The organism is Pseudomonas sp. GW821-FHT09C10 (assembly GCF_059418085.1).
Map to the genome: position 1 here is coordinate 122,265 of NZ_JBWKPE010000011.1, position 24,672 is coordinate 146,936.

The 24,672-nt window shown below is 61.4% G+C and carries 19 protein-coding genes and 1 tRNA gene; 15 read left to right on the forward strand and 5 right to left on the reverse strand.

The genetic code is table 11. The annotated features are described in order from the left end of the window. Positions 1-231: 231 nt before the first annotated feature. Positions 232-318, reverse strand: a tRNA-Leu gene (locus tag AC07OT_RS20800). A gap of 224 nt (positions 319-542) precedes the next feature. Between AC07OT_RS20800 and rnr the strand changes: the two genes are divergently transcribed. The 13 genes from rnr to AC07OT_RS20865 all read left to right on the forward strand — a co-directional run bounded on the left by rnr (position 543) and on the right by AC07OT_RS20865 (position 18,696). Next, complete coding sequence (rnr, locus tag AC07OT_RS20805) at positions 543-3,176, forward strand: ribonuclease R (RefSeq protein WP_065947127.1); 2,634 nt, start codon at positions 543-545, stop codon at positions 3,174-3,176. Beyond that, a complete protein-coding gene (gene rlmB, locus AC07OT_RS20810; RefSeq protein ID WP_003217493.1) occupies positions 3,173-3,928 on the forward strand; it encodes a 23S rRNA (guanosine(2251)-2'-O)-methyltransferase RlmB in 756 nt (251 codons plus the stop codon). The genes rnr and rlmB overlap by 4 nt, the downstream gene beginning before the upstream one ends. Positions 3,929-4,176: 248 nt before the next feature. Further along, positions 4,177-4,599 (forward strand): 30S ribosomal protein S6, encoded by a 423-nt coding sequence (rpsF, locus tag AC07OT_RS20815; protein ID WP_003171371.1) that lies wholly within the window; start codon positions 4,177-4,179, stop codon positions 4,597-4,599. Positions 4,600-4,628: 29 nt separating this feature from the next. Then, positions 4,629-4,859 carry a 30S ribosomal protein S18 gene (gene rpsR, locus AC07OT_RS20820; protein ID WP_003171373.1) on the forward strand — a complete coding sequence of 77 codons (231 nt, stop codon included), beginning with the start codon at positions 4,629-4,631 and terminating at the stop codon, positions 4,857-4,859. Positions 4,860-4,895: 36 nt separating this feature from the next. Further along, on the forward strand, positions 4,896-5,786 hold the full coding sequence (locus tag AC07OT_RS20825; RefSeq protein WP_065925619.1) for a YybS family protein: 891 nt from the start codon (positions 4,896-4,898) through the stop codon (positions 5,784-5,786). Positions 5,787-5,804: 18 nt separating this feature from the next. After that, complete coding sequence (rplI, locus tag AC07OT_RS20830) at positions 5,805-6,251, forward strand: 50S ribosomal protein L9 (protein ID WP_003171376.1); 447 nt, start codon at positions 5,805-5,807, stop codon at positions 6,249-6,251. 110 nt (positions 6,252-6,361) lie between these two features. Next, the gene (gene dnaB, locus AC07OT_RS20835; RefSeq protein ID WP_065940881.1) at positions 6,362-7,759 is read left to right on the forward strand and encodes a replicative DNA helicase; all 1,398 of its coding nucleotides are present in this window, start codon (positions 6,362-6,364) and stop codon (positions 7,757-7,759) included. Between the two features lie 96 nt (positions 7,760-7,855). Beyond that, positions 7,856-10,159 carry a YgiQ family radical SAM protein gene (locus tag AC07OT_RS20840; protein ID WP_027607690.1) on the forward strand — a complete coding sequence of 768 codons (2,304 nt, stop codon included), beginning with the start codon at positions 7,856-7,858 and terminating at the stop codon, positions 10,157-10,159. 207 nt (positions 10,160-10,366) lie between these two features. Next, positions 10,367-11,287, forward strand: a complete 921-nt coding sequence (gene ssp4 / locus AC07OT_RS20845) for an Ssp4 family T6SS effector (protein WP_495108941.1) — start codon at positions 10,367-10,369, stop codon at positions 11,285-11,287. Further along, the gene (locus AC07OT_RS20850; RefSeq protein WP_495108942.1) at positions 11,284-11,745 is read left to right on the forward strand and encodes a hypothetical protein; all 462 of its coding nucleotides are present in this window, start codon (positions 11,284-11,286) and stop codon (positions 11,743-11,745) included. Before ssp4 ends, AC07OT_RS20850 begins: the two co-directional genes overlap by 4 nt. 187 nt (positions 11,746-11,932) lie before the next feature. Continuing rightward, positions 11,933-15,223, forward strand: a complete 3,291-nt coding sequence (locus AC07OT_RS20855; protein WP_495108943.1) for a transglutaminase family protein — start codon at positions 11,933-11,935, stop codon at positions 15,221-15,223. A gap of 96 nt (positions 15,224-15,319) precedes the next feature. Then, positions 15,320-17,806: a circularly permuted type 2 ATP-grasp protein gene (locus AC07OT_RS20860; protein WP_495108944.1), complete on the forward strand. Its 2,487-nt coding sequence runs from the start codon at positions 15,320-15,322 to the stop codon at positions 17,804-17,806. Beyond that, entirely contained in the window at positions 17,806-18,696 is an 891-nt protein-coding gene (locus AC07OT_RS20865) for a transglutaminase family protein (protein WP_495108945.1), read from the forward strand. Before AC07OT_RS20860 ends, AC07OT_RS20865 begins: the two co-directional genes overlap by 1 nt. A gap of 46 nt (positions 18,697-18,742) precedes the next feature. On the opposite strand, the gene AC07OT_RS20870 is transcribed toward AC07OT_RS20865, so the two are convergent. After that, positions 18,743-18,925, reverse strand: a complete 183-nt coding sequence (locus tag AC07OT_RS20870) for a hypothetical protein (RefSeq protein WP_027607695.1) — start codon at positions 18,923-18,925, stop codon at positions 18,743-18,745. A 332-nt stretch (positions 18,926-19,257) separates the two neighbouring features. On the opposite strand from AC07OT_RS20870, the gene azu reads away from it, so the two are divergent. Continuing rightward, a complete protein-coding gene (azu, locus tag AC07OT_RS20875; RefSeq protein WP_495101320.1) occupies positions 19,258-19,704 on the forward strand; it encodes an azurin in 447 nt (148 codons plus the stop codon). 125 nt (positions 19,705-19,829) lie between these two features. Here the strand turns inward: azu and nadE are convergent, their stop codons facing one another. The 3 genes from nadE to AC07OT_RS20890 all read right to left on the reverse strand — a co-directional run bounded on the left by nadE (position 19,830) and on the right by AC07OT_RS20890 (position 22,911). Then, positions 19,830-20,657, reverse strand: coding sequence for an NAD(+) synthase (nadE, locus tag AC07OT_RS20880; RefSeq protein WP_027607697.1), 828 nt, complete (start codon positions 20,655-20,657; stop codon positions 19,830-19,832). 3 nt (positions 20,658-20,660) lie between these two features. After that, the gene (pncB, locus tag AC07OT_RS20885; protein WP_495108946.1) at positions 20,661-21,875 is read right to left on the reverse strand and encodes a nicotinate phosphoribosyltransferase; all 1,215 of its coding nucleotides are present in this window, start codon (positions 21,873-21,875) and stop codon (positions 20,661-20,663) included. Between the two features lie 145 nt (positions 21,876-22,020). Then, on the reverse strand, positions 22,021-22,911 hold the full coding sequence (locus AC07OT_RS20890; protein WP_065925611.1) for a LysR family transcriptional regulator: 891 nt from the start codon (positions 22,909-22,911) through the stop codon (positions 22,021-22,023). 153 nt (positions 22,912-23,064) lie between these two features. On the opposite strand from AC07OT_RS20890, the gene amaB reads away from it, so the two are divergent. Continuing rightward, the gene (gene amaB / locus AC07OT_RS20895; protein ID WP_141156609.1) at positions 23,065-24,555 is read left to right on the forward strand and encodes an L-piperidine-6-carboxylate dehydrogenase; all 1,491 of its coding nucleotides are present in this window, start codon (positions 23,065-23,067) and stop codon (positions 24,553-24,555) included. Positions 24,556-24,672: the final 117 nt, after the last annotated feature.

A 24,672-nucleotide genomic window follows, 5' to 3' on the forward strand; every position in this document is an offset into this window, starting at 1 on the left:
GAGAAGACTCGAACTTCCACGACCTTGCGATCACCAGCACCTGAAGCTGGCGTGTCTACCAATTTCACCACCTGGGCATTATCAAGCAACGTTGCCGCTGTTGATGGGGCGAACTATACGGCGGGCTTTTTAATCTGTAAACCCCTGATTCGAAAAATATAAATCGATTTTCTCGTTAAAAATCAGAAGCCTGAAACGAAAAAACCCGCTTTCGCGGGTTTGATCTGAATTTGGTGCCCAGGAGAAGACTCGAACTTCCACGACCTTGCGATCACCAGCACCTGAAGCTGGCGTGTCTACCAATTTCACCACCTGGGCAGCATCAACAACGTTGCCGTCGTCGATGGCGCGCACTATACGGAGCGGTTTTTTAGCTGTAAACCCCTGCTATGAAAAAAACCTGGAAAATTTCGCCAATGGTCGTGCAAGGTGCGCGGCGAGGGCTGTAAAAGGCTTTTAAACGCTTGTTGATGCCTGAAATTTCCCGTTTCAATACGCGTATGCCAAACTAACCCGCATATAGACAAGGTGAAAAATCTCTAATGGCCGATTGGCAGTCCCTCGATCCCGAGGCCGCTCGTGAAGCGGAAAAATATGAAAACCCTATTCCTAGCCGCGAACTGATCCTGGCGCACCTCGCCGATCGGGGTTCGCCTGCTAGCCGTGAGCAGCTGGTCGAAGAGTTCGGTCTGACCACCGAAGACCAGCTCGAAGCCCTGCGCCGCCGCCTGCGTGCCATGGAGCGCGATGCTCAACTGATCTACACCCGCCGTGGCACCTATGCACCCGTGGATAAGCTCGACCTGATCCTCGGCCGCATTGCCGGCCACCGTGACGGCTTCGGCTTCCTGATCCCGGATGACGGCAGTGATGACCTGTTCATGAGCCCGGCGCAAATGCGCCTGGTGTTCGATGGCGACCGTGCCCTGGCGCGGGTTTCCGGCCTGGACCGTCGCGGTCGCCGTGAAGGCGTGATCGTCGAAGTGGTGTCCCGTGCCCACGAGTCCATCGTCGGCCGTTACTTCGAAGAAGGCGGTATCGGCTTTGTTGTGCCGGATAACCCGAAGGTCCAGCAGGAAGTGCTGATCACCCCGGGCCGCAATGGCGCTGCCAAGGTCGGTCAGTTCGTCGAGGTGAAAATCACCCACTGGCCCACTGCGCGCTTCCAGCCCCAGGGCGATATTGTTGAAGTGGTCGGCAACTACATGGCGCCGGGCATGGAAATCGACGTCGCGCTGCGCACCTACGATATTCCTCACGTCTGGCCTGAGGCTGTGCTCAAGGAAGCCGCCAAGCTCAAGCCGGAAGTCGAAGAGAAGGACAAGGAAAAACGCATCGACCTGCGCCATCTGCCGTTCGTCACCATTGACGGTGAAGATGCCCGCGACTTCGACGATGCGGTCTACTGCGAAGCCAAACCCGGCAAGCTGCGCCTGTTCTCCGGCGGCTGGAAGTTGTTCGTCGCGATTGCCGACGTTTCCAGCTATGTGAAGATCGGTTCGGCCCTGGATAACGAAGCCCAGGTACGCGGCAACTCCGTGTATTTCCCTGAGCGCGTGATCCCGATGCTGCCTGAGCAGCTGTCCAATGGCCTGTGCTCCCTGAACCCGAAAGTCGACCGTTTGGCCATGGTCTGCGAGATGACTATCTCGAAAACCGGCGAAATGACCGATTACCAGTTCTACGAAGCGGTGATCCACTCCCAGGCGCGCCTGACCTACAACAAGGTCAGCACCATCCTGGAACAGCCGAAAACCAGCGAAGCCAAGGCGTTGCGTGGTGAGTACGGGCATGTGGTGCCGCACCTCAAGCAGCTGTATGCGTTGTACAAAGTGTTGCTGGGTGCCCGTCATGTGCGTGGCGCGATCGATTTTGAAACCCAGGAAACCCGGATTGTCTTCGGTTCCGAGCGCAAGATCGCCGCGATCACCCCGACCACCCGTAACGATGCGCACAAGCTGATCGAGGAATGCATGCTGGCGGCCAACGTGGCCACCGCTGAATTCCTGAAAAAGCACGAAATCCCTGCGCTCTACCGTGTGCACGATGGTCCGCCACCGGAGCGCCTGGAAAAACTGCGCGCGTTCCTCGGCGAGCTGGGCCTGTCCCTGCACAAAGGCAAGGACGGCCCGACGCCGAAGGACTACCAGGCACTGCTGGCCAGCATCAAGGACCGTCCGGATTACCACGTGATCCAGACCGTGATGCTGCGCTCCCTGAGCCAGGCGGTGTACAGCGCCGATAACCAGGGCCACTTCGGCCTGAATTACGAGGCGTACACCCACTTCACCTCGCCGATTCGCCGCTATCCGGACTTGCTCACGCACCGCGCAATCCGCAGCGTGATCCATTCCAAGCAAAACACCCCGCACGTCAAGCGTGCCGGTGCCATGACCATTCCGAAGGCGCGGATCTATCCGTACGACGAAGCGGCCCTGGAACAGTTGGGCGAGCAGTGCTCCATGAGCGAGCGCCGCGCCGACGAAGCCACCCGCGACGTGGTGAACTGGCTCAAGTGCGAGTTCATGAAGGACCGCGTGGGCGAGTCGTTCCCAGGCGTGATCACCGCCGTCACCGGCTTTGGCTTGTTCGTCGAGCTGACCGACATCTACGTCGAAGGCCTGGTGCACGTCACCGCCTTGCCGGGTGACTACTACCACTTCGACCCTGTGCACCACCGCCTGGCGGGCGAGCGTACCGGTCGCAGCTTCCGTTTGGGCGATACCGTGGAAGTGCAGGTCATGCGCGTCGATCTCGACGAGCGCAAGATCGACTTTGGCATGCCTGACAAGCCCGCTGAAGCGCCGGGCCGTAAAAAGCGTGGCAGCGAAACGACCGCGCCTGCAAGCAAAGGCAAAGGCGCTCCCGCCAAAGCGGCAGTGGCAGAGCCCGCTCCAGCCAAGGCCGGGCGCCGTCCTGCAGCCAAGGACAAAGCGCCCGAGGCCTACCGCCCAAGCGACGCGGCGGCGAAAAACGCCGAACTGCGCAAGAGCCGTGAGTTGAAGCAGCAGTTGCTCAACGAAGCCAAAAGCGGTGGTAAAGCGGCGTCTGGGGGAAAGTCCCAAGGGGCGGAAAAGCCGTCGAGCAAGCCAAGTAAACACCGTAAAGGCCCGCCAAAAGCGGGTTCGGCCCCCGCGAAAAGCGGCGGTTCGCGCAAACCTAAGGCCAAGTCATGAGTCTGGAAAAAATCTACGGCGTCCACGCCGTAGAAGCACTGCTGCGTCACCACCCTAAGCGCGTCAAGCAAGTCTGGCTGGCCGAAGGCCGCAGCGAGCCGCGCGTACAGGCGTTAGTCGAGCTGGCCAACCAAAACAAGGTCGCAATCGGCCAGGCCGAGCGGCGTGAAATGGACGTGTGGGTCGAAGGCGTTCACCAGGGTGTGGTGGCGGACGTGAGTCCTAGCCAGGTCTGGGGCGAAGCGATGCTCGATGAGCTGCTCGACCGTACCGAAGGTGCACCGCTGCTGCTGGTGCTGGACGGCGTGACCGACCCGCACAACCTCGGCGCGTGCCTGCGCTCGGCGGATGCAGCAGGTGCGCTGGCGGTGATTGTGCCGAAGGACAAGTCGGCTACCTTGACGCCGGTGGTGCGTAAAGTCGCCTGTGGCGCGGCGGAAGTGATTCCACTGGTGGCCGTGACCAACCTGGCGCGCACCCTGGAGAAACTCCAGCAGCGCGGCCTGTGGGTCGTGGGCACGGCGGGAGAGGCCGAGGTCAGCATTTATGACCAGGACCTCACCGGTCCGACCATCCTCATCATGGGGGCCGAAGGCAAGGGCATGCGTCGCCTGACCCGTGAACATTGCGATTACCTGGTGCACCTGCCGATGGCCGGTAGCGTCAGCAGCCTGAACGTGTCGGTTGCGACCGGCGTGTGCCTGTTTGAGGCCCAGCGTCAGCGTGGTGCCAAGGCCAAGGCGAAGAAGTAATTCCAAGCCTGGCGTAGAACCAACATGTGGGAGGAGGCTGTCCCCTCCCACATTTGCTTTTGTGGTGCCTGGGCGATTGTTCAAATAATCACCAATCACCTTGCGCCCGTTCTTCCCCTTCTCTACAATTGCGCCCCTTGCCTTCCTGGCAGGCACCGATGTGCCTCCCTGCGGCAAGATCCATAAGTGTCATTCACTCCTTGTCTGACCGTTTTTGAGCGGCAGGCTACAACCCGTAAGGAGCATTCATGCGTCATTACGAAATCATCTTTTTGGTCCACCCGGATCAAAGCGAGCAAGTCGGCGGCATGGTTGAGCGTTACACCAAGCTGATCGAAGAAGACGGCGGCAAAATCCACCGTCTGGAAGATTGGGGTCGTCGTCAACTGGCCTACGCAATCAACAATGTTCACAAGGCTCACTACGTGATGCTGAACGTTGAGTGCACTGGCAAGGCCCTGGCCGAGCTGGAAGACAACTTCCGCTACAACGATGCAGTGATCCGTAACCTGGTCATCCGTCGCGAAGAAGCCGTTACCGGCCAATCCGAGATGCTCAAGGCTGAAGAAAACCGCAGTGAGCGCCGTGAGCGTCGCGACCGTCCTGAGCACGAAGGCGCTGATAGCGCTGATAGTGATGACAGCGACAGCAGCGATAACGCTGACGAGTAATCCACGGACCTTATTAAGGAGCCTATCAAATGGCACGTTTCTTCCGTCGTCGTAAGTTTTGCCGCTTCACCGCTGAAGAAGTGAAGGAGATCGACTACAAAGATCTCAACACTCTGAAAGCCTACGTATCCGAGACCGGCAAAATCGTTCCAAGCCGTATCACCGGTACCAAAGCACGTTATCAGCGTCAGCTGGCTACCGCTATCAAGCGCGCCCGCTTCCTGGCCCTGCTGGCCTACACCGACAGCCACGGCCGCTGAGACCGGGCAGTCGACAAGTAGTAAGGGATTGAATGCATGCGCGCCTTAGCTGAGTTCATCATGCGCGGTCGTGTGCAGGCCACTCTGGTAGTGGCTGGATGTGCAGTGTTGCCGTTGTTGTTCTGGTTGGGTGCCGCCGCGGGTTGCCTTGTGCTCCTGCGGCGCGGTTCGGACGCCTTGAGCGTCCTGGGTCTGGGGTTGTTGTCAGTGTTGGTGAGCTGGCATTTCCTGCAAGACCCGACAGCACTTCTGGTGCTGTTGGGGAGTTGCAGCCTGGCGTTGGTTTTGCGCGCCGGGCATTCCTGGAATCGCGTGCTGCTGGTCAGCACGGCCGTGGGGTTGTTGTGTGCGGTGAGCCTGGGGACCGTCTTCGGTTCCTTCATCGAGTCGCTGGCGCAGACGTTTCAACACGTCTTGCCGCTGGTGATGGGTGAGTCTTACGAGAAGTTCTCGGCAGACCAGAAAGCAGCACTCGCTTCACTGGCAGTTCCGATGTTGATCATTTCGACAGCGGTTTCGGTGCAGGTCTTTAGTGTGTTGTGCCTGATTCTTGGGCGCTATTGGCAGGCGTTGTTGTATAACCCCGGCGGTTTCGGAAGCGAGTTTCGCGCAATCCGGATCCCCAAGCGCGTTGCGCTGTCACTGCTGGCCGTCATGTGCGTTGCCCCGTTTATCGGGTGGCACACCTTGATCCTGTTGCCGTTGTGCGGTGTGCCGCTGTTCTTCGCTGGCTTGTCCCTGATTCACGGGCTGGTCGCGCAGAAAAGACTGGCCAGTTTCTGGCTGGTGGGGATCTACGTCACCGTCCTGCCGCTCATGCACTTGATCGGTCCGTTACTCGTGGTCTTGGCCATTGTCGACAGCCTGATTGATTTTCGCGGACGTTCTGCGCCGAAAGACGCCGATAACGCGAACGGTGAAGGTTAAAAGTTAGAGGATTTTCACATGCAACTGATCCTTCTGGAAAAAGTCGCCAACCTGGGCAACCTGGGCGACAAAGTGAACGTTAAGGCCGGCTACGGTCGTAACTACCTGCTGCCATACGGCAAAGCCACCGCTGCAACCGCTGCCAACCTGGCTGCGTTTGAAGAGCGTCGCGCTGAGCTGGAAAAAGCAGCAGCAGACAAAAAAGCTTCGGCCGAAACTCGCGCTGCCCAACTGGCTGAGCTGGAAGTGACTATCACTGCCACCGCCGGTGACGAAGGCAAGCTGTTCGGTTCGATCGGCACCCACGACATCGCTGATGCACTGACCGCCTCCGGCGTTGAAGTGCAGAAGAGCGAAGTTCGTCTGCCGAACGGCACCATCCGCAACGTAGGCGAATTCGACGTAGCCGTGCACCTGCACGCCGAAGTTGAAGCCACCGTACGCGTTGTCGTGGTAGCAGCTTAAGTCGCACCTAACTGACTGGCACCTCGTGTGCCGGGCAGTTAACATCGGGCACGATCCTGTTTACAGGTCGTGCCTTTTGTTTTTCTACAATCCCCTAATTCCAAGTGGCCATGAACGATATTTCAGCTCCTGAGCAATACGATCTGCAAACCGCTGCCCTGAAGGTGCCGCCGCATTCCATCGAGGCCGAACAGGCCGTGCTCGGTGGCCTGATGCTGGACAACAACGCCTGGGAACGCGTGCTGGATCAAGTCTCGGACGGTGATTTCTATCGTCATGACCACCGCCTGATCTTCCGTGCCATCGCCAAGCTGGCCGACCAGAACTCCCCAATCGACGTGGTGACCCTGGCTGAACAGCTGGACAAGGAAGGCCAGACCTCCCAGGTCGGTGGCCTGGGCTACCTGGGTGAGCTGGCAAAAAACACACCGTCCGTCGCCAACATCAAGGCCTATGCCCAGATCGTTCGCGAGCGCGCCACCCTGCGCCAGTTGATCGGCATCAGCACCGAAATCGCCGACAGCGCCTTCAACCCCGAAGGCCGCACCGCCGCCGAAATCCTTGATGAAGCCGAGCGCCAGATCTTCCAGATCGCCGAAGCGCGCCCGAAAACCGGCGGCCCGGTCAGCGTCAACGACCTGTTGACCAAGGCCATCGACCGCATCGACACCTTGTTCAACACCGACAACGCCATCACTGGTATTTCCACCGGCTACACCGACCTCGACGAGAAGACCAGCGGCCTGCAGCCGTCCGACCTGATCATCGTCGCCGGCCGTCCATCCATGGGTAAGACCACCTTTGCGATGAACCTGGTGGAAAACGCCGTGTTGCGCAGCGACAAGACCGTCCTGGTGTACTCCCTCGAGATGCCAGGCGAATCGCTGATCATGCGTATGCTGTCGTCCCTCGGCCGTATCGACCAGACCAAGGTGCGTGCCGGTCGCCTGGAAGACGACGACTGGCCGCGCCTGACCTCGGCGGTCAACCTGCTCAACGACCGCAAGCTGTTTATCGATGACACCGCCGGTATCAGCCCGTCCGAGATGCGTGCACGTACCCGCCGCCTGGTACGTGAGCACGGCGACATCGCCCTGATCATGATCGACTACCTGCAATTGATGCAGATCCCGGGCTCCAGTGGCGATAACCGCACCAACGAAATTTCCGAAATCTCCCGGTCCCTCAAGGCCCTGGCCAAGGAATTCAACTGCCCGGTAGTCGCCCTGTCCCAGCTCAACCGCTCCCTGGAACAACGTCCCAACAAGCGCCCGGTGAACTCCGACCTGCGGGAATCCGGAGCGATCGAGCAGGATGCCGACGTGATCATGTTCGTGTACCGCGACGAGGTGTATCACCCCGAGACCGAGCACAAAGGCATTGCCGAGATCATTATCGGCAAGCAGCGTAACGGCCCGATCGGCTTTGTTCGCCTGGCATTCATCGGCAAATACACGCGCTTCGAGAACCTGGCGCCGGGCAGTTACAACTTCGACGACGACGAATAACCCGTCTGCTCAATTCCGACCATTACCGTCGGAATTGGTCAAAATTTGTGCTATATTCCGCGCCCGCGATTTTTCATCTCAACACCGGTCACCGTCATGCAAACAGCCAAGCCGTTATTTGACTATCCCAAGTACTGGGCCGAATGTTTCGGTCCTGCGCCATTCCTGCCGATGAGCAGGGAGGAGATGGATCAGCTTGGCTGGGATTCGTGCGACATCATCATCGTCACCGGTGATGCCTACGTGGACCACCCGTCGTTCGGCATGGCCATCATCGGCCGGCTGCTGGAGTCCCAGGGCTTCCGCGTCGGGATCATTGCGCAGCCGAACTGGCAGTCCAAAGACGACTTCATGAAACTGGGCGAGCCGAACCTGTTCTTCGGCGTCGCGGCCGGCAACATGGACTCGATGATCAACCGCTACACCGCCGACAAGAAAATCCGTTCCGACGACGCCTACACCCCTGGCGGCATGGCCGGCAAACGTCCGGACCGCGCCAGCCTGGTGTACAGCCAGCGTTGCAAGGAAGCCTACAAGAACGTGCCGATCGTACTCGGCGGCATCGAAGCGTCCCTGCGCCGCATCGCCCACTACGACTACTGGCAGGACCGCGTGCGCAACTCGATCCTGATCGACGCCACCGCCGATATCCTTCTGTACGGCAACGCCGAGCGGGCTATCGTCGAAGTCGCCCAGCGCCTGTCGTGGGGCCACAAGATCGAAGACATTACCGATGTGCGCGGCACCGCGTTCATCCGTCGCGATACCCCAGCCGGCTGGTACGAAGTGGATTCCACACGTATCGACCGCCCGGGCAAGGTCGACAAGATCATCAACCCGTACGTCAACACCCAGGACACCCAGGCCTGCGCCATCGAGCAGGAAAAGGGGCCGGTCGATGATCCGGAAGAAGCCAAGGTCGTGCAGATCCTGGCCAGCCCGCGCATGACCCGCGACAAGACCGTGATCCGCCTGCCCTCGGTGGAAAAAGTCCGTGGCGACGCCGTGCTCTATGCCCACGCCAACCGCGTGTTGCACCTGGAAACCAACCCAGGCAACGCCCGCGCCCTGGTGCAGAAGCACGGCGAAGTGGACGTGTGGTTCAACCCGCCGCCGATTCCGATGACCACCGAAGAAATGGACTACGTGTTCGGCATGCCTTACGCCCGTGTTCCGCACCCGGCGTACGGCAAGGAGAAAATCCCGGCCTACGACATGATCCGCTTCTCGGTGAACATCATGCGTGGCTGCTTCGGCGGCTGCACCTTCTGCTCGATTACCGAGCACGAAGGGCGGATCATCCAGAACCGTTCCGAAGAGTCGATCATTCGCGAAATCGAAGAGATCCGCGATAAGGTTCCAGGCTTCACCGGTGTGATCTCCGACCTCGGCGGCCCGACCGCGAACATGTACCGCATTGCCTGCAAGAGCCCGGAAATCGAATCCGCGTGCCGCAAGCCGTCGTGCGTGTTCCCCGGCATCTGCCCGAACCTGAACACCGACCACTCGTCGTTGATCCAGCTGTACCGCAGCGCCCGTGCATTGCCTGGGGTGAAGAAGATCCTGATCGCTTCCGGCCTGCGCTACGACCTCGCGGTCGAGTCGCCGGAATACGTCAAGGAGCTGGTCACCCACCACGTCGGTGGCTACCTCAAGATCGCCCCGGAACACACCGAGGAAGGTCCGCTCAACCAGATGATGAAACCGGGCATCGGCAGCTATGACAAGTTCAAGCGCATGTTCGAGAAGTACACCAAGGAAGCGGGCAAGGAGCAGTACCTGATCCCTTACTTCATCGCCGCCCACCCGGGCACCACCGATGAAGACATGATGAACCTGGCCCTGTGGCTCAAGGGCAACGGCTTCCGCGCCGACCAGGTGCAGGCGTTCTACCCGTCGCCGATGGCCACCGCCACCGCGATGTACCACTCGGGCAAGAACCCGCTGCGCAAGGTCACCTACAAGAGCGACGCGGTGACCATCGTCAAGAGCGAAGAGCAGCGCCGCCTGCACAAGGCGTTCCTGCGCTATCACGACCCGAAGGGCTGGCCGATGCTGCGTGAAGCGCTGACCCGCATGGGTCGTGCCGACCTGATCGGGCCGGGCAAGGACCAACTGATCCCGCTGCACCAGCCGAGCACCGACAGCTACCAGAGCGCCCGTCGCAAGAACTCGACGCCGGCCGGCAGCCACAAGGTCGCCAAGGAAACCACCACCAGGATCCTCACCCAGCACACCGGCCTGCCGCCCCGTGGCAGCGACGGCAGCAACCCGTGGGATAAGCGTGAGCAAGCCAAGGCCGCGGCCCAGGCGCGTAACAAGCAGGCGGCCAAGGAACGCAGCGATGCGGCCAAGGGCAAGGGCGGCAAGCCGGCCCGCAAGCCGGTGGTGCCGCGTTGATCGTCGCTTGAAAATGCAAACGCCAGCCTTGTGCTGGCGTTTTGCTTTCTAGGCGGTGGGGAGGCTGTTTGGTAAGGTGGCGCCCATTAAATCGCTATCGGGGGCAAGCCCCCTCCCATATTGGATTGCGAATACGGACAAGTGTGGGAGGGGGCTTGCCCCCGATAGCGTCAGTCCAGTCTCCACCCCTTCAAGGAAGAACACCCCATGGGCAACCCCCTGGCCGGCATCGGCATGGACTCCAACCGCTCCCAGTTCATGGCGCGCCAGCGCATCGAAAGCCAGATCAACCTGCCACGGCTGTTCGCGGCCATCGACGCCGACCCCAGCATCGTCGGCGCGGGGGTGGTGTATATCGACGCTGACTTCAATGTCATTACCCTGCGCGAATTCAAGCCCATCTGCAGCATCAAGCCCAAGCGCATCATTTTGCGTGAAGCGCAGAAGTACATTGCGCCAACACAGTTTGCTCAACATGTCGTGAGCAATCCTCGAGAATCGCGACTGATTGGCGAAGCCGTGAATACCGGAATCTCCTGCTTGGGGGCGGTGATCAGTTGGGCTGCGATCGCCAGTGGAACAATTCTGGTGCCTTTCAGCGCTGGCGCCAGTTCCGTCATCGTCGTAGTGGGGTATGCGGCTGCCGGCGCAAGTACGCTTCAGTGTTTCAACGGCGTTGCCCGAACAGCGCTGGAAGTCGCCAAACCTGAGGTCAAGGATTCGCTCGACAGTGAAGGCTGGTACCAGAATGCGTCCATCGTGCTGGACGCCGTATCACTGGCTGGCGTGGGCGCTTCGGCCCTGACGACGGTCAAGCTGGTCAGGGCCGCCAAAGCATCGACGGGCAAGAGCCTGCGTGATGTGCTTCGCGGTTTGAACCGCCAGGAAAGAGCCAAGCTGACGAAAGAGCTGCTGAGCATCAACCATCCCAGCTTGACCGCGAAGATGATCAAATTGAGGCAGGCGTCGGGCGAGCTCACCAAGCGTTTCACCCCTACGCAGCTCAAGCACAGCACCACTACCCAGATCAAAGACGTCCTGGGCGCAAGCGTTGGGTTTGGCGGGAGTGCCTACTCCGGAAACGTCAACACCATCGCGATTGGACTGTACGAGGAGGTAAGCGAATGAGCGAATTGATGACGCTACGCGACTTTTTCAGACAATACTTTCTGACGTTTATGGGCGGCGTATTTGCTGCGTGTTTTTCTTTGGCGTTGGCTGTGGCGCTGGCGTTCATCACCTATTTTCGTGATGCGCCGATGGCTCAAGTGGGGCTCAAGATCATGTCTGCCGGGGCGCTGCTCATTCTGTTGACGGTCCATAGCAACTTTATGATTTTGCGGGGCCGACCCTCCTGGGTGTGGGTAATGGTCGGTATCTATGTCGCCTGTCTGCTGTTTGTAGCTCCGATGGTTCAATTCCAGCCTCACAAAGTCCTTTATGGGTTGGCGCTGTTATTCCCATTGCTCGGATTATTGACACTTAACAGCAAGGTTCAACGAGAGATGCGCACGAAACTCGTGGGAATCCGTCGCATTCGGCAGGCGGTTAAACCAGCCGTAATCGCAAAGCGCAAAACCCGTTGATTGGGTAGATTCGCCACCCATCCTCACATTAACGCCACAAATATGTGCGACGCCTGCACCACGACACCACTGTCGGCGCCGTTTTGGTGCTGTACTGCACCGGGTCTTACGATAAAGCGCAATGACCGCCGCTCTGGCATAAGTCTTGCGCGCTTTGTGTCCATGCCCTGGCTCGCAGGAGGCCGCCGTGTCGATTCATGTCGCGTTGCACCACGTTACGCATTACCGCTACGACCGCGCGGTCGAACTCGGCCCACAGATTGTGCGTCTGCGCCCGGCGGCCCATAGCCGCACGCGGATTTTGTCCTACGCACTCAAAGTGCTGCCCGAGCAGCACTTCATCAATTGGCAGCAGGACCCCCAGGGCAATTACCTGGCGCGTCTGGTGTTCCCGGAAAAGACCGATGAACTGCGCATCGAGGTTGACCTGGTCGCCGAGATGGCGGTGTTCAACCCGTTCGATTTTTTCCTTGAGCCCTATGCCGAAAAAATCCCCTTCAGCTACGCCGCCGATGAACAGCGCGAGCTGGCGCCGTACCTGGAAACCCTGCCGCTGACGCCGAGGTTTGCCGCCTACCTGGCGGGTATCGACCGCACGCCGTTGCCGGCCGTGGACTTCCTGGTGGGCCTCAACCAGCGCCTGGCCGCCGACATCGGCTACCTGATCCGCATGGAACCGGGGGTGCAAACCCCGGAATTCACCCTGGAAAACGCTTCCGGCTCCTGCCGTGATTCGGCCTGGCTGCTGGTGCAATTGCTGCGCAACCTCGGGTTGGCGGCGCGGTTTGTGTCCGGTTATCTGATCCAACTGACCGCCGACGTCAAAGCCCTCGACGGCCCCTCCGGCACCGAAGTCGACTTCACCGACCTGCACGCCTGGTGCGAAGTGTATTTGCCCGGTGCCGGCTGGATCGGCCTGGATGCCACCTCCGGGCTGTTCGCCGGTGAAGGGCATATCCCATTGGCCTGTAGTCCTGATCCATCGTCCGCCGCGCCGATCAGTGGGCTGGTGGAACCTTGCGAGTGCGAATTTACCCACGAGATGTCGGTGGAGCGCATCTGGGAAGCGCCACGGGTGACCAAGCCCTACACCGAAGAGCAATGGCTGGCGATCCAGGCCCTGGGCCGGCAGATCGATGGCGACTTGCTCAAGGATGATGTGCGCCTGACCATGGGTGGCGAGCCGACCTTCGTCTCCATCGACGATCCCGACGGCGCCGAGTGGAACACCGCGGCCCTCGGGCCGGACAAGCGGCGCTTGTCCGCCGAGCTGTTCCAGCGCATGCGCAAGCACTACGCACCCAAGGGCCTGGTGCACTTCGGCCAGGGCAAGTGGTACCCCGGCGAGCAATTGCCGCGCTGGTCGCTTAACTGCTACTGGCGCCGTGACGGCGTGCCCATCTGGCACAACAGCGCGCTGATCGCCGATGAACAACAGGACTACGGCGCCGATGGCGTAATGGCCGGGCGCTTCCTGGCCAGCGTCGCCGAGCGCCTGAAGTTGCCGGCGCGCTTTGTATTCCCGGCCTACGAAGACAATTTCTACTACCTGTGGCGCGAAGGTGCGTTGCCGCAAAACGTCACTGCCCAGGACCCGCGCTTGAGTGACGAGCTGGAGCGCGAACGCCTGCGCAAGGTGTTCAGCCAGGGCCTGGATAAAGTCATCGGCCAGGTGCTGCCGCTGGCACGCACCGCCGCCAATGACCACTGGCAGAGCGGGCGCTGGTACCTGCGCGATAACCATTGCCGCCTGGTGCCGGGGGATTCGCCGCTGGGCTATCGCCTGCCGTTGGCCTCGCAGCCGTGGGTGACGGCGGCGGAGTATCCGTTCGTGCACCCCACCGACCCTAACCAGGATCAGCCGGAACTGCCGACCAGTGCGCAACTGCAAAGCCATGGCGAACCCGCGCCGAGCGACGAGCGAGTGCCCGAGGTCGACGAGTCCGCCGACTGGCTGACCCGCACCGCCCTCTGCGCCGAAGCGCGGGAAGGGCGCCTGTACCTGTTTATGCCGCCCCTGGAACGCGTCGAGGATTACCTGGAACTGGTGGCCGCCATCGAAGCCACTGCCGAGGAGTTGCACTGCCCGGTGCTGCTGGAAGGCTACGAACCGCCGTTCGATATGCGCCTGAGCAACTTCCGCGTTACGCCGGATCCGGGGGTGATCGAGGTCAACGTGCAGCCGTCCGCGACCTGGGACGAGTTGGTTGAACGCACCGAATTCCTCTACGAGGAGGCGCGGCAAACCCGGCTGACCACCGAGAAGTTCATGATCGACGGCCGCCACACCGGCACCGGCGGCGGTAACCACTTTGTGCTGGGGGGCGCGACGCCCAAGGACTCCCCATTCCTGCGCCGGCCCGACCTGCTGCGCAGCCTGATCAGCTATTGGCATAACCACCCCTCGCTGTCGTACCTGTTTTCCGGCCTGTTTATCGGCCCGACCTCCCAGGCACCGCGGGTCGACGAAGCCCGCAACGACGCGCTGTATGAACTGGAAATCGCCTTTGCGCAAATGCCGCAGCCGGGTGAAGAATGCCCGCCGTGGTTGGTGGATCGCCTGCTGCGCAACCTGTTGATCGACGTGACGGGCAATACCCACCGCGCCGAATTCTGTATCGACAAACTCTACTCGCCCGACGGTGCCACTGGCCGCCTGGGGTTGCTCGAGTTGCGGGCCTTTGAAATGCCGCCCCACGCACGCATGAGCCTGACCCAGCAACTGCTGCTGCGGGCCTTGGTGGCGCGCTTCTGGCGTGAACCCTATGCGCCGCCGAAACTGGCGCGCTGGGGCACCGAACTGCATGACCGCTTCCTGTTGCCGCACTTTATCGAGCAGGACTTTGCCGATGTGATCGTCGAATTGAACGCCGCCGGTTACCCATTGCGGGCCGAATGGTTCGCCGCGCACCTGGAGTTCCGCTTCCCCAAGGTGGGCGATTACGCCGTCAGCGGGATCGAGCTGGAACTGCGCCAGGCCCTGGAGCCTTGGCATGTGCTGGGCGAAGAGGGCGCGGTGGGCGGCACGGTGCGCTATGTGGATTCGTCCCTGGAGCGCTTGCAGGTGAAGGTGAGCGGGCTGCCGCCGCAACGCTACCTGCTGACCTGCAATGGCATCCCGGTGCCGCTGCAACCGACCGGGCGCATCGGTGAGTTCGTCGCCGGCGTGCGTTACCGCGCCTGGCAACCGGCCAACTGCCTGCAACCGACCATCCCGGTGCACGCGCCGCTGGTGTTCGACCTGCTGGACACTTGGATGCAACGCTCCCTGGGCGGCTGCCAGTACCATGTTGCGCATCCGGGCGGGCGTAACTACGACAGCCTGCCGGTGAATGCCAATGAGGCGGAGAGCCGGCGCATGGCGCGGTTTTTCCGTCTCGGCCATACACCTGGCAAGCTCACCGTGCCGAGTGTTGTGATCAATGACGAATTGCCGATGACCCTGGATCTGCGGCGTCACCCCAATAAAAATGACTAAAAGCGATCCAGATGTGGGAGGGCGCTTGCTCCCTCTCACATTAGATTGCAGTGAATTTGAATTAAACTGAGCCCCTTTGCCTCTGCCGAGCGTTCCATGCCCGACTTGCTCGACCAATACCCGCTGACCGCGGGTACTTATCACGAACTGCTGGACGACAGTGGCGCAGTACGCGCCCATTGGCAGCGCTTGCTCGATCACCTGCAACGCAGCACACCCGCGCAACTGGCCCAGCGCCAGGCGCTGCTGACAAGACAGATCCAGGAAAACGGCGTCACCTATAACGTCTACGCCGACCCCAAGGGCGCCGATCGCCCGTGGGAGCTGGACCTGCTGCCCCATGTGCTGGCGGCCGATGAATGGCAGCAGCTGTCAGCCGGTATCGCCCAGCGTGGGCGCCTGCTCAACGCGGTGCTGGCGGACCTCTACGGGCCGCAACGCTTGATCAAGGAAGGCCTGCTGCCGGCCGAGCTGGTGTTCGGGCATAACAATTTCCTCTGGCCATGCCAGGGCATCCAACCGCCCGACGGTGCGTTTCTACACCTGTATGCCGTGGACCTGGCGCGTACCCCGGATGGCCGCTGGTGGGTCACCGCCGACCGTACCCAGGCGCCTTCGGGCGCCGGTTATGCGCTGGAAAACCGCACCATCGTGTCCCGCGCCTTCCCGGACCTGTACCGTGATCTGCAGGTGCAGCACCTCACCGGTTTCTTCCGCACGCTCCAGGAAACCCTGGCCCGCCAGGCGCCGAGCGATGACCAGCCGCCGCTGATCGTGCTGCTCACCCCTGGGCGTTTCAACGAAAGCTATTTCGAACACCTGTACCTTGCGCGCCAGCTCGGTTACCCGCTGGTGGAAGGCGGCGACCTCACGGTGCGCGACAGCACGGTGTTCCTGAAAACCCTCAGTGGCCTGCGCCGGGTGCACGCGATCATGCGTCGCCTCGACGACGATTTCTGTGATCCGCTGGAATTGCGCACCGACTCCGCTCTCGGCGTGCCCGGCCTGCTCGACGCGGTGCGCCAGGGCAATGTGCTGGTGGCCAATGCCCTGGGCAGCGGCGTGCTGGAATCCCCCGGTTTGCTCGGCTTTCTGCCCAGGATCAACCAGTTCCTGTTTGGCGAAGAGTTGATCCTGCCGTCCATCGCCACCTGGTGGTGCGGTGAGGCGCCGGTGCTGGCCGAGGCCCTGGAGAAACTGCCGGAACTGCTGATCAAGCCAGCGTTCCCGTCGCAAAGTTTCACCCCGGTATTCGGTCGCGACTTGAACGACGAGCAACGCCAGGCCCTGGCCGAACGCATGCGTGCGCGGCCCTACGCCTATGTCGCCCAGGAACTGGCGCAACTGTCCCAGGCACCGGTGTGGCACACCGTGGAGGATCACCTGCAACACCGCGCCATCGGCATGCGCGTGTATGCCGTGGCCAGTGCGGAGGGCTACCGTGTACTGCCCGGCGGCCTGACCCGCGTGGCGGCCGACGCCGATGCCGAAGTGGTATCGATGCAGCGCGGCGGCGCCAGCAAGGACACCTGGGTGCTGGGCGAACGCGCCAGCAGTGGCGAGCATTGGCGCGCCCAGCGCGCGATTGGTGCACACGACCTGGTGCGCCGCGACCCTTATCTGCCGTCCCGCGTGGTGGAAAACCTGTTCTGGTTCGGCCGTTACTGCGAACGCTGCGACGACAGCGCACGCTGGCTGCGCATCGTGCTGGCGCGCTATGTCGACGGCGACGACCCCCTGGCCTTGCAGGCGGCGGTCGAGTTGGGTGAAAACCTGCGCCTGCTGCCGGAGGAGGGCGAGCTGCCCGAGCGTTTGCAGGCGGCCTTGCTCGGCGATGATTGGCCGTCGAGCCTGCGCGCCAACCTGCAACGCTTGCAGTGGGCGGCGTCCCAGGTGCGCGGCAAGCTGTCCCGTGAGAACTGGCAGGCCCTGGTGGAGCTGCAGCGCGAAGCCCTGGAGCTGGAGAGCGAAAGCCCGGATTTTGGTGAGTTGCTGGACTTCCTCAACCGCCTGGTAATGTCCCTGGCGGCGCTGTCCGGGTTTGCCCTCGACGACATGACCCGCGACGAAGGCTGGCGCTTCCTGATGATGGGGCGGCGCATCGAGCGCCTGCAATTTCTCAGCAGCAGCCTGGCGGCATTCCTGCGTGGCGTGGCGGTGTTCGACCAGGCGGGGCTGGAGTGGTTGCTGGAACTGGGTAACAGCAGCATCACCTACCGCTCGCGCTACCTGGCGGTGCCGCAGTTGATCCCGGTACTCGACCTGCTGCTGCTGGACGAGCAGAACCCCCACGCGGTGCTGTTCCAGCTCAAGCTGGTGAGCCGCACGCTGCGACGTCTCAACGACGATTTTGGTGTGCCTCGGGAAACCGGCCTGGGCCCATTGGTTGAGCGCTTGGCGCGCTTCGACTTGGCGTGCCTGGAGAACCCGTTGTTTGGCGAACCCAGCGTGCGTGCCGCACTGGAAGGCCTGGCCGACCTGCTGCAGGCGGTCGCCGATGAGAGTGGGCAGGTGTCGGATCGTCTGGCTTTGCGCCACTTTGCCCATGTGGATGATGTCAGTCAGCAAACGGTGTCGGTGTGATGAGTGCGCGCTACCAGATTTTCCACGATACCCATTACCACTACGACAGCCCGGTGTCCCTGGCCCAGCAGCTCGCGCATTTATGGCCGAGGCCGTGCGCCTGGCAGCGTTGCAGCGCCCAGCAACTGGATATCAGCCCGCCGCCGTCCGCACGCCGGGATGAGCTGGACGTGTTCGGCAACCCGATCACCCGCCTGGCGTTCGAGCGGCCCCATGATGAATTATTGGTGAACGCCGGGCTGACCGTGGAAGTGCTGGCGCGGCCGGTGCTGGATTTCCAGCAGTCGCCCGCCTGGGATCGGACCCGTGACAGCCTGACCTACAGCAGCCAGCCGCTGTCGTCCGAGCTGATCGAAGCCTGTCGCTACCGCTTCGAATCGCCCTACGTGCACTTGAAGAAAACCTTCGTCGAATTTTCCGAAAGCTGTTTTCCCCCTGGCAAACCGTTGCTGCTGGGTGTGCAGGCGCTGATGGAAAAGATCTTCAGTGAATTCACCTTCGATGCCGAAGCCACCCAGGTCGCCACGCCACTGGTGGAAGTGCTGGAGCGCCGCCGCGGCGTGTGCCAGGACTTCGCCCACCTGATGCTCGCCTGCCTGCGCTCGCGCGGCCTGGCGGCGCGTTACATCAGCGGCTACCTGCTCACCCAGCCACCGCCCGGCCAGCCACGTCTGATCGGCGCCGATGCCTCCCACGCGTGGGTCTCGGTGTATTGCCCGGTATCGGGCTGGGTGGATTTCGATCCGACGAACAATGTGCAGCCGGCACTGGAGCACATCACCCTGGCCTGGGGCCGGGACTTCTCCGATGTGTCGCCGTTGCGTGGGGTGATTCTGGGGGGAGGGAGCCATGACCCGGAGGTGCGGGTGACGGTGATGCCGCTGGAATAACAGGGGCGCGTGGTGAGCCGGGGTGGCCTGCTCACCACAACGAAAATTATTCAGCTGGATCTTTTGGTGTTTCAGTCTCGTCGTTCGTTACTTCACCATCAGCATCCGGGTTGAGTGCGCCGGCTTCTTCATCTACCGCGGCTTTCTTGCGTTGCAGCTTTTCCTCTTTCTTCTGTTCCTTGGCCAAGTCTCTCTGACGTTTGGCGAAGGAGTAATTAGGTTTGGCCATGGGCGATCCTCTAGGGTCGAAGGTGAGGGTGGCGGCGCGCAGCTGCCTTGGGACGACATGGTAGCAGCTTCAAGGGGCGCTTGGCCTTCACTTACCGCAGGCGTACGCGGCCAGGAGGCCATTGAACAGTTGGTTGAGGTGCATGGCTCGGGCTCCAGTGGGTGATGGGCCGATCATAGACAGCCTGCGGCACTTTGGCTGGTTGATTGTGTCGATAAGTCTGATAGCCTAAAGTTGTATACAATCTGTTGATTCAGGTCATAAGCATTTCTGCCTGCCTCAGGCACCCTTGTCGCATTACGCGTTGTTTAAACCCTGCCTTGGAGATTCACATGTTTGCCAAACTCGTTGCTGTTTCCCTGCTGACTCTGGCCAGCGGCCAGTTGCTTGCTGCAGAGTGCAAGGTCACCGTCGACTCCACTGACCAGATGTCCTTCAACACCAAGGAAATCACGATCGACAAGAGCTGCAAGACGTTTACCGTTGAGTTGACTCACTCCGGCAACCTGCCGAAAAACGTCATGGGCCATAACTGGGTGCTGACCAGCGCCGCCAACATGCAGCCGGTTGCCACTGATGGCATGGCTGCTGGCATCGACAAGAACTACCTGAAAGAGGGTGACGATCGCATCATCGCCCACACCAAGATCATTGGTGCCGGCGAGAAGGATTCGGTGACCTTCGATGTCTCGAAACTGGCGGCAGGTACGGATTACGCGTTCTTCTGCTCGTTCCCAGGCCACATCTCGATGATGAAGGGCACTGTGGTCGTCAAATAAGACCGCGTTATCGTTTATCGGGAGCAAACCCCCGCCCACGCTTGAGTTGTGAACACATTCAAATGTGGGAGGGGGCTTGCCCCCGATAGCGGCCTGCCAATCAACACACCACTATCTGGCTCACCTCAAGGCGCAAACGGCATCACCCGCTTGTGCTCGGTCTTGCGGTACGTCTCGCAGATGATTCGGAACGCTTCCTCGCGCACCGGCTCACCGTGCAGGAACGCGTCGATCTCGGCATAGGTCACGCCATGTGACGCTTCATCCGGTTTGCCTGGCGACAGGTCTTCCAGATCGGCCGTCGGCACCTTCTCCACCAACGACTCCGGCGCACCAAAGAATCGCGCAATTGCGCGTACCTGGTTTTTCACCAGGCCGCTCAACGGCGCCAGGTCGCAGGCGCCATCACCGAACTTGGTGAAAAAGCCCATCACCGCTTCCGCCGCATGGTCGGTCCCGATCACCAGGCCGCTGGCCGCGCCGGCGATGGTGTACTGCGCCACCATGCGCATGCGCGCCTTGGTGTTGCCGAGCACGAAGTCGCGGGACACCGCCGCCTTGCCTTCAAACGCCGCCACTTCATTGGCCAGGGCTTTCACCGCCGGGCCGATATTCACGGTGTGGCGCTCGTCCGGGTCGATAAAGTCCACCGAGGCCTGGGCATCGATTTCATCGAACTGGGTTTCGTAGGGCAGGCGCACGGCGATAAAGCGGTAGGCCTCGTCACCGGTGCGGGAGCGCAGTTCCTGCATCGCGCGTTGGGCCAACAGGCCGGCAGTCAGGGAGTCGACGCCGCCGCTGATGCCCAGCACCAGTGTCTTGAGCCCGGAATTGCGCAGGCAGTCCTGGATAAACGCCACGCGCCGAGCAACCTCGGCCTCGAGGGCGGCCTGGTCCTTGAACGGCGCTTGGACCTTGAGCTGTTCAGCAATCTCACGCTGTACGGCTTGCATGATTCACTCCTTGCTAGAGATGGCAGGTACTTTGAAAACATGACGCAAATAGGCGACAAAATTCGGGTCGGTGCAGTGGGTCTTGCCCGCTTCATCGGAGATCTTTGCGACGGGCTGGCCGTTGCAGGCGGTCATTTTAAGCACGATGCTCATCGGTTCCACCCCTGGAATATCGCAGGTCAGGTTGGTGCCGATGCCGAAGCTCACATTAATGCGACCACGCAGCGCGCGGAATATTTCCAAGGCCTTGGGCAACGACAGGCTGTCGGAGAACACCAGGGTCTTGCTCATCGGCTCGATGCCCAGCTTGTGGTAGTGGGCGATGGCTTTTTCGGCCCACTGCACCGGGTCGCCGGAGTCGTGGCGCAGGCCGTCGAACAGCTTGGCGAAGTACAAGTCGAAGTCGCCGAGGAAGGCATCGGTGGTGATGCAATCGGTCAGGGCGATACCCAGCAGGCCACGGTATTCGCGGACCCAACAGTCGAGGGCGGCGATCTGGCTGTCGATCAGGCGTGGGCCCAGTTGCTGGTGGGCCATGATCCATTCATGGGCCATGGTGCCCAGCGGCTTCATGTCGAACTCGCGGGCCAGGTGCACGTTGCTGGTGCCGACAAAACGCCCGGGGAAGTCATGTTTGAGCACGCTGACCACCTCTTCCTGCACGCGGTACGAGAAACGTCGGCGCGTGCCGAAGTCGGCCACTTGCAACTCGGCAAGCTCGTCGCTGCTGGCGTTGGCCGTCAGCCAGTCGAACTTGCGGTACAGCTGCTCGCGGGCCTGTTCGAGGATCACCGTCTGGTAGCGGTAGCGGTTACGCACTTCGCTGACGATCGCCAGCAACGGCACTTCAAACAGAATCACATGCAGCCACGGCCCACGCAGGCGGATAAACAACTCGCCGTTCTCGATGCCGGTCTGCACATAGCGCAGGTTGAAGCGAAACAGCCCGAGAAAGCGCAAAAAATCCGGCTTCATAAAGCTGATGCGTTCCAGGAACCCCAGTTGGTCGGGGCTCAGGCTCAGCTCGGCGAGGCGCTCGATCTGGTAGCGGATCTCCGCCAGGTACGGGCGCAGGTCTTCGCTGTTACGGCAACGAAACTCCCATTCAACTTCCACGTTGGGGTAGTTGTGCAGCACCGCCTGCATCATGGTCAGCTTGTAGAAGTCGGTGTCGAGCAAGTTCTGCACGATGCGATCGGCAAACACACTCTCGCTCATAACGGGAATCTCCAGACAGGTCGGGCGATGGGCGCCGACCTTTACGCACAATTAAGGAAGGGGGCTAGTGGCGCATAGACGCGGGTAGGTTTGCCAGTGATTTTTTTGCCAAGGCCACTTGCCGCCGATGGCGATATTCCAGGCACTAAACAACCTGCTCCATCATCCACTTCACAAACTCCCGCACCTTGGGCACCTCCGCCGCGTGTTCCGGGAAGGCCAGGTAGTAAGCGTCCTGGCTGGGCATTGCATGCTGCCAGGGGATCACCAGCTTGCCGTCGGCCAGTTCTTCCTCCACCAGAAAGCGCGGCAACAACGCCACGCCGCAACCGACCTGCGCCGCACGAATGCACATATAAAAGGTGTCGAAACGCGGCCCGTGGTAGCTGTGTTCGGTGTGATAACCCTGGTCGGCAAACCAATCATGCCAGCCCTGGGGGCGCGAGGCGTTTTGCAGCAGCACCAGGTCGCTCAGTTGCGTGGGATCGGTGAACGGCTGCGCCGGCAGGCTTTCCGGGGCGCACACCGGTACCAACTCTTCGCTGAACAGTTTCAGGCTCTCGGTGCCGGGGCGCGAGCCCTGGCCGAAGTAGAAGGCCATGTCGGCCTTGCCTTGCAGCAGTTCGTCCGGCTCCTGTTCGTTGCACAGGTCCAGGTGGATCTGCGGGTGGCGCAGGCGCCAGCCCTTGAGGCGCGGCACCAGCCAGCGCGCGCCAAAGGTGTAGGGGGTGGACACGCGCAACACTTCGGTCTCGCCGCCATAGGAGCGCAGGTAGTGGGTGGACATCTCCACCTGCGTGAGGATCTTGCGCACTTCCACCAGGTACAGATCGCCTGCCGGGGTCATCTGCAAGCGGCGACGCACGCGGCGAAACAGCAGGTGCTGGAGCAGTTCTTCCAACTGCGCGACCTGTTTGCTCACTGCGCTTTGCGTGAGGTTCAGCTCCTCGGCGGCGCGGGTGAAGCTCAGGTGGCGGGTGGCGGCCTCGAAACACTGCAGGGCGGTGATCGAGGGCAAATGTCTTTTGTTCAGCACGGCATGCCTCTTTTTATTCTTTGCATGAATAAACGGAATGATATCTCGCCTAATCGTCGTTTGTTGGCAAGTCTTGGGCCAGCTACAAATAAGGCCTGGATCGCCGTGCGTGCCGCGGTGCGATTTTTTGTTCGAAGATTGAAGGAGTGACCCATGGTTGCCGCATTGCTTGATCGTCTCGGGGTAAACCCGGCGCTGTACCAGGCGGGTAAACAACCCGTGCATTCGCCGATTGATGGCAGCCGTATCGGCAGTGTGCACTGGGAAGGTGCCGCCGAGGTGGAGCAGCAGGTCAGTCGCGCCGAGCATGCATTCGAGGCCTGGCGCAACGTGCCGGCCCCCCGTCGCGGCGAGTTGGTGCGCCAGTTCGGCGATGTACTGCGCCAATACAAGGCCGATCTGGGCGAACTGGTGTCCTGGGAAGCCGGCAAGATCACCCAGGAAGGCTTGGGTGAGGTACAGGAAATGATCGACATCTGCGACTTCGCCGTGGGCCTGTCCCGCCAGTTGTACGGCTTGACCATCGCCTCCGAGCGCCCAGGCCACCATATGCGTGAAACCTGGCACCCGCTGGGCGTGGTCGGGGTGATCAGCGCCTTCAACTTCCCGGTGGCCGTGTGGGCGTGGAACACCACACTGGCGCTGGTGTGCGGTAACGCAGTGATCTGGAAACCATCGGAAAAGACCCCGCTCACCGCCCTGGCGTGCCAGGCGCTGTTCGAGCGTGTGCTGAAGAATTTCAAGGACGCGCCGCAGTACCTGAGCCAGGTCATCATCGGCGGCCGCGATGCCGGCGCTGCGCTGGTGGATGACCCGCGCGTGGCCCTGATCAGCGCCACCGGCAGCACCCGCATGGGCCGCGAAGTGGCGCCGAAAGTTGCCGCGCGGTTTGCCCGCAGCATCCTCGAGCTGGGCGGCAACAACGCCATGATCCTCGGCCCGAGCGCCGACCTGGACATGGCCGTGCGCGCCATCCTGTTCAGCGCCGTCGGCACCGCCGGCCAGCGCTGCACCACCCTGCGCCGCCTGATCGCCCACGAGTCGGTCAAGGAAGAAATCGTCACCCGCCTCAAGGCCGCCTATTCCAAAGTGCGCATCGGCCACCCGCTGGAGGGCAACCTGATCGGCCCGCTGATCGACAAGCATGGTTTCGAGGCTATGCAGGACGCCCTGGAGCAGGCCTTGAGCGAAGGCGGCAAGGTGTTCGGCGGCAAGCGCCAGTTGGAAGATAAGTTTCCCAACGCGTACTACGTGTCGCCGGCCATTGTCGAAATGCCTGAGCAGAGCGATGTGGTGTGCACCGAAACCTTCGCGCCGATTTTGTACGTCGTCGGTTACAAGGACTTTGCCGAAGCCCTGCGCCTCAACAACGCCGTGCCCCAAGGCCTGTCGTCGTGCATCTTCACCACTGACGTGCGCGAGGCCGAGCAATTCATGTCGGCGGTGGGCAGCGACTGCGGAATCGCCAACGTCAACATCGGCCCGAGCGGCGCGGAAATCGGCGGCGCGTTTGGCGGTGAGAAAGAGACCGGCGGCGGGCGTGAGTCGGGTTCGGATGCATGGCGCGGGTATATGCGCCGCCAGACCAATACCGTGAACTACTCGCTGGAGTTGCCACTGGCTCAAGGCATCACCTTCGACTGACCTCCTCAAGACGGAATGCGGTCACATGTGGGAGGGGGCTTGCCCCCGAAAGCGGTGGGTCAGCTGCACATCTGTTGATTGACACACTGCGATCGGGGGCAAGCCCCCTCCCACATG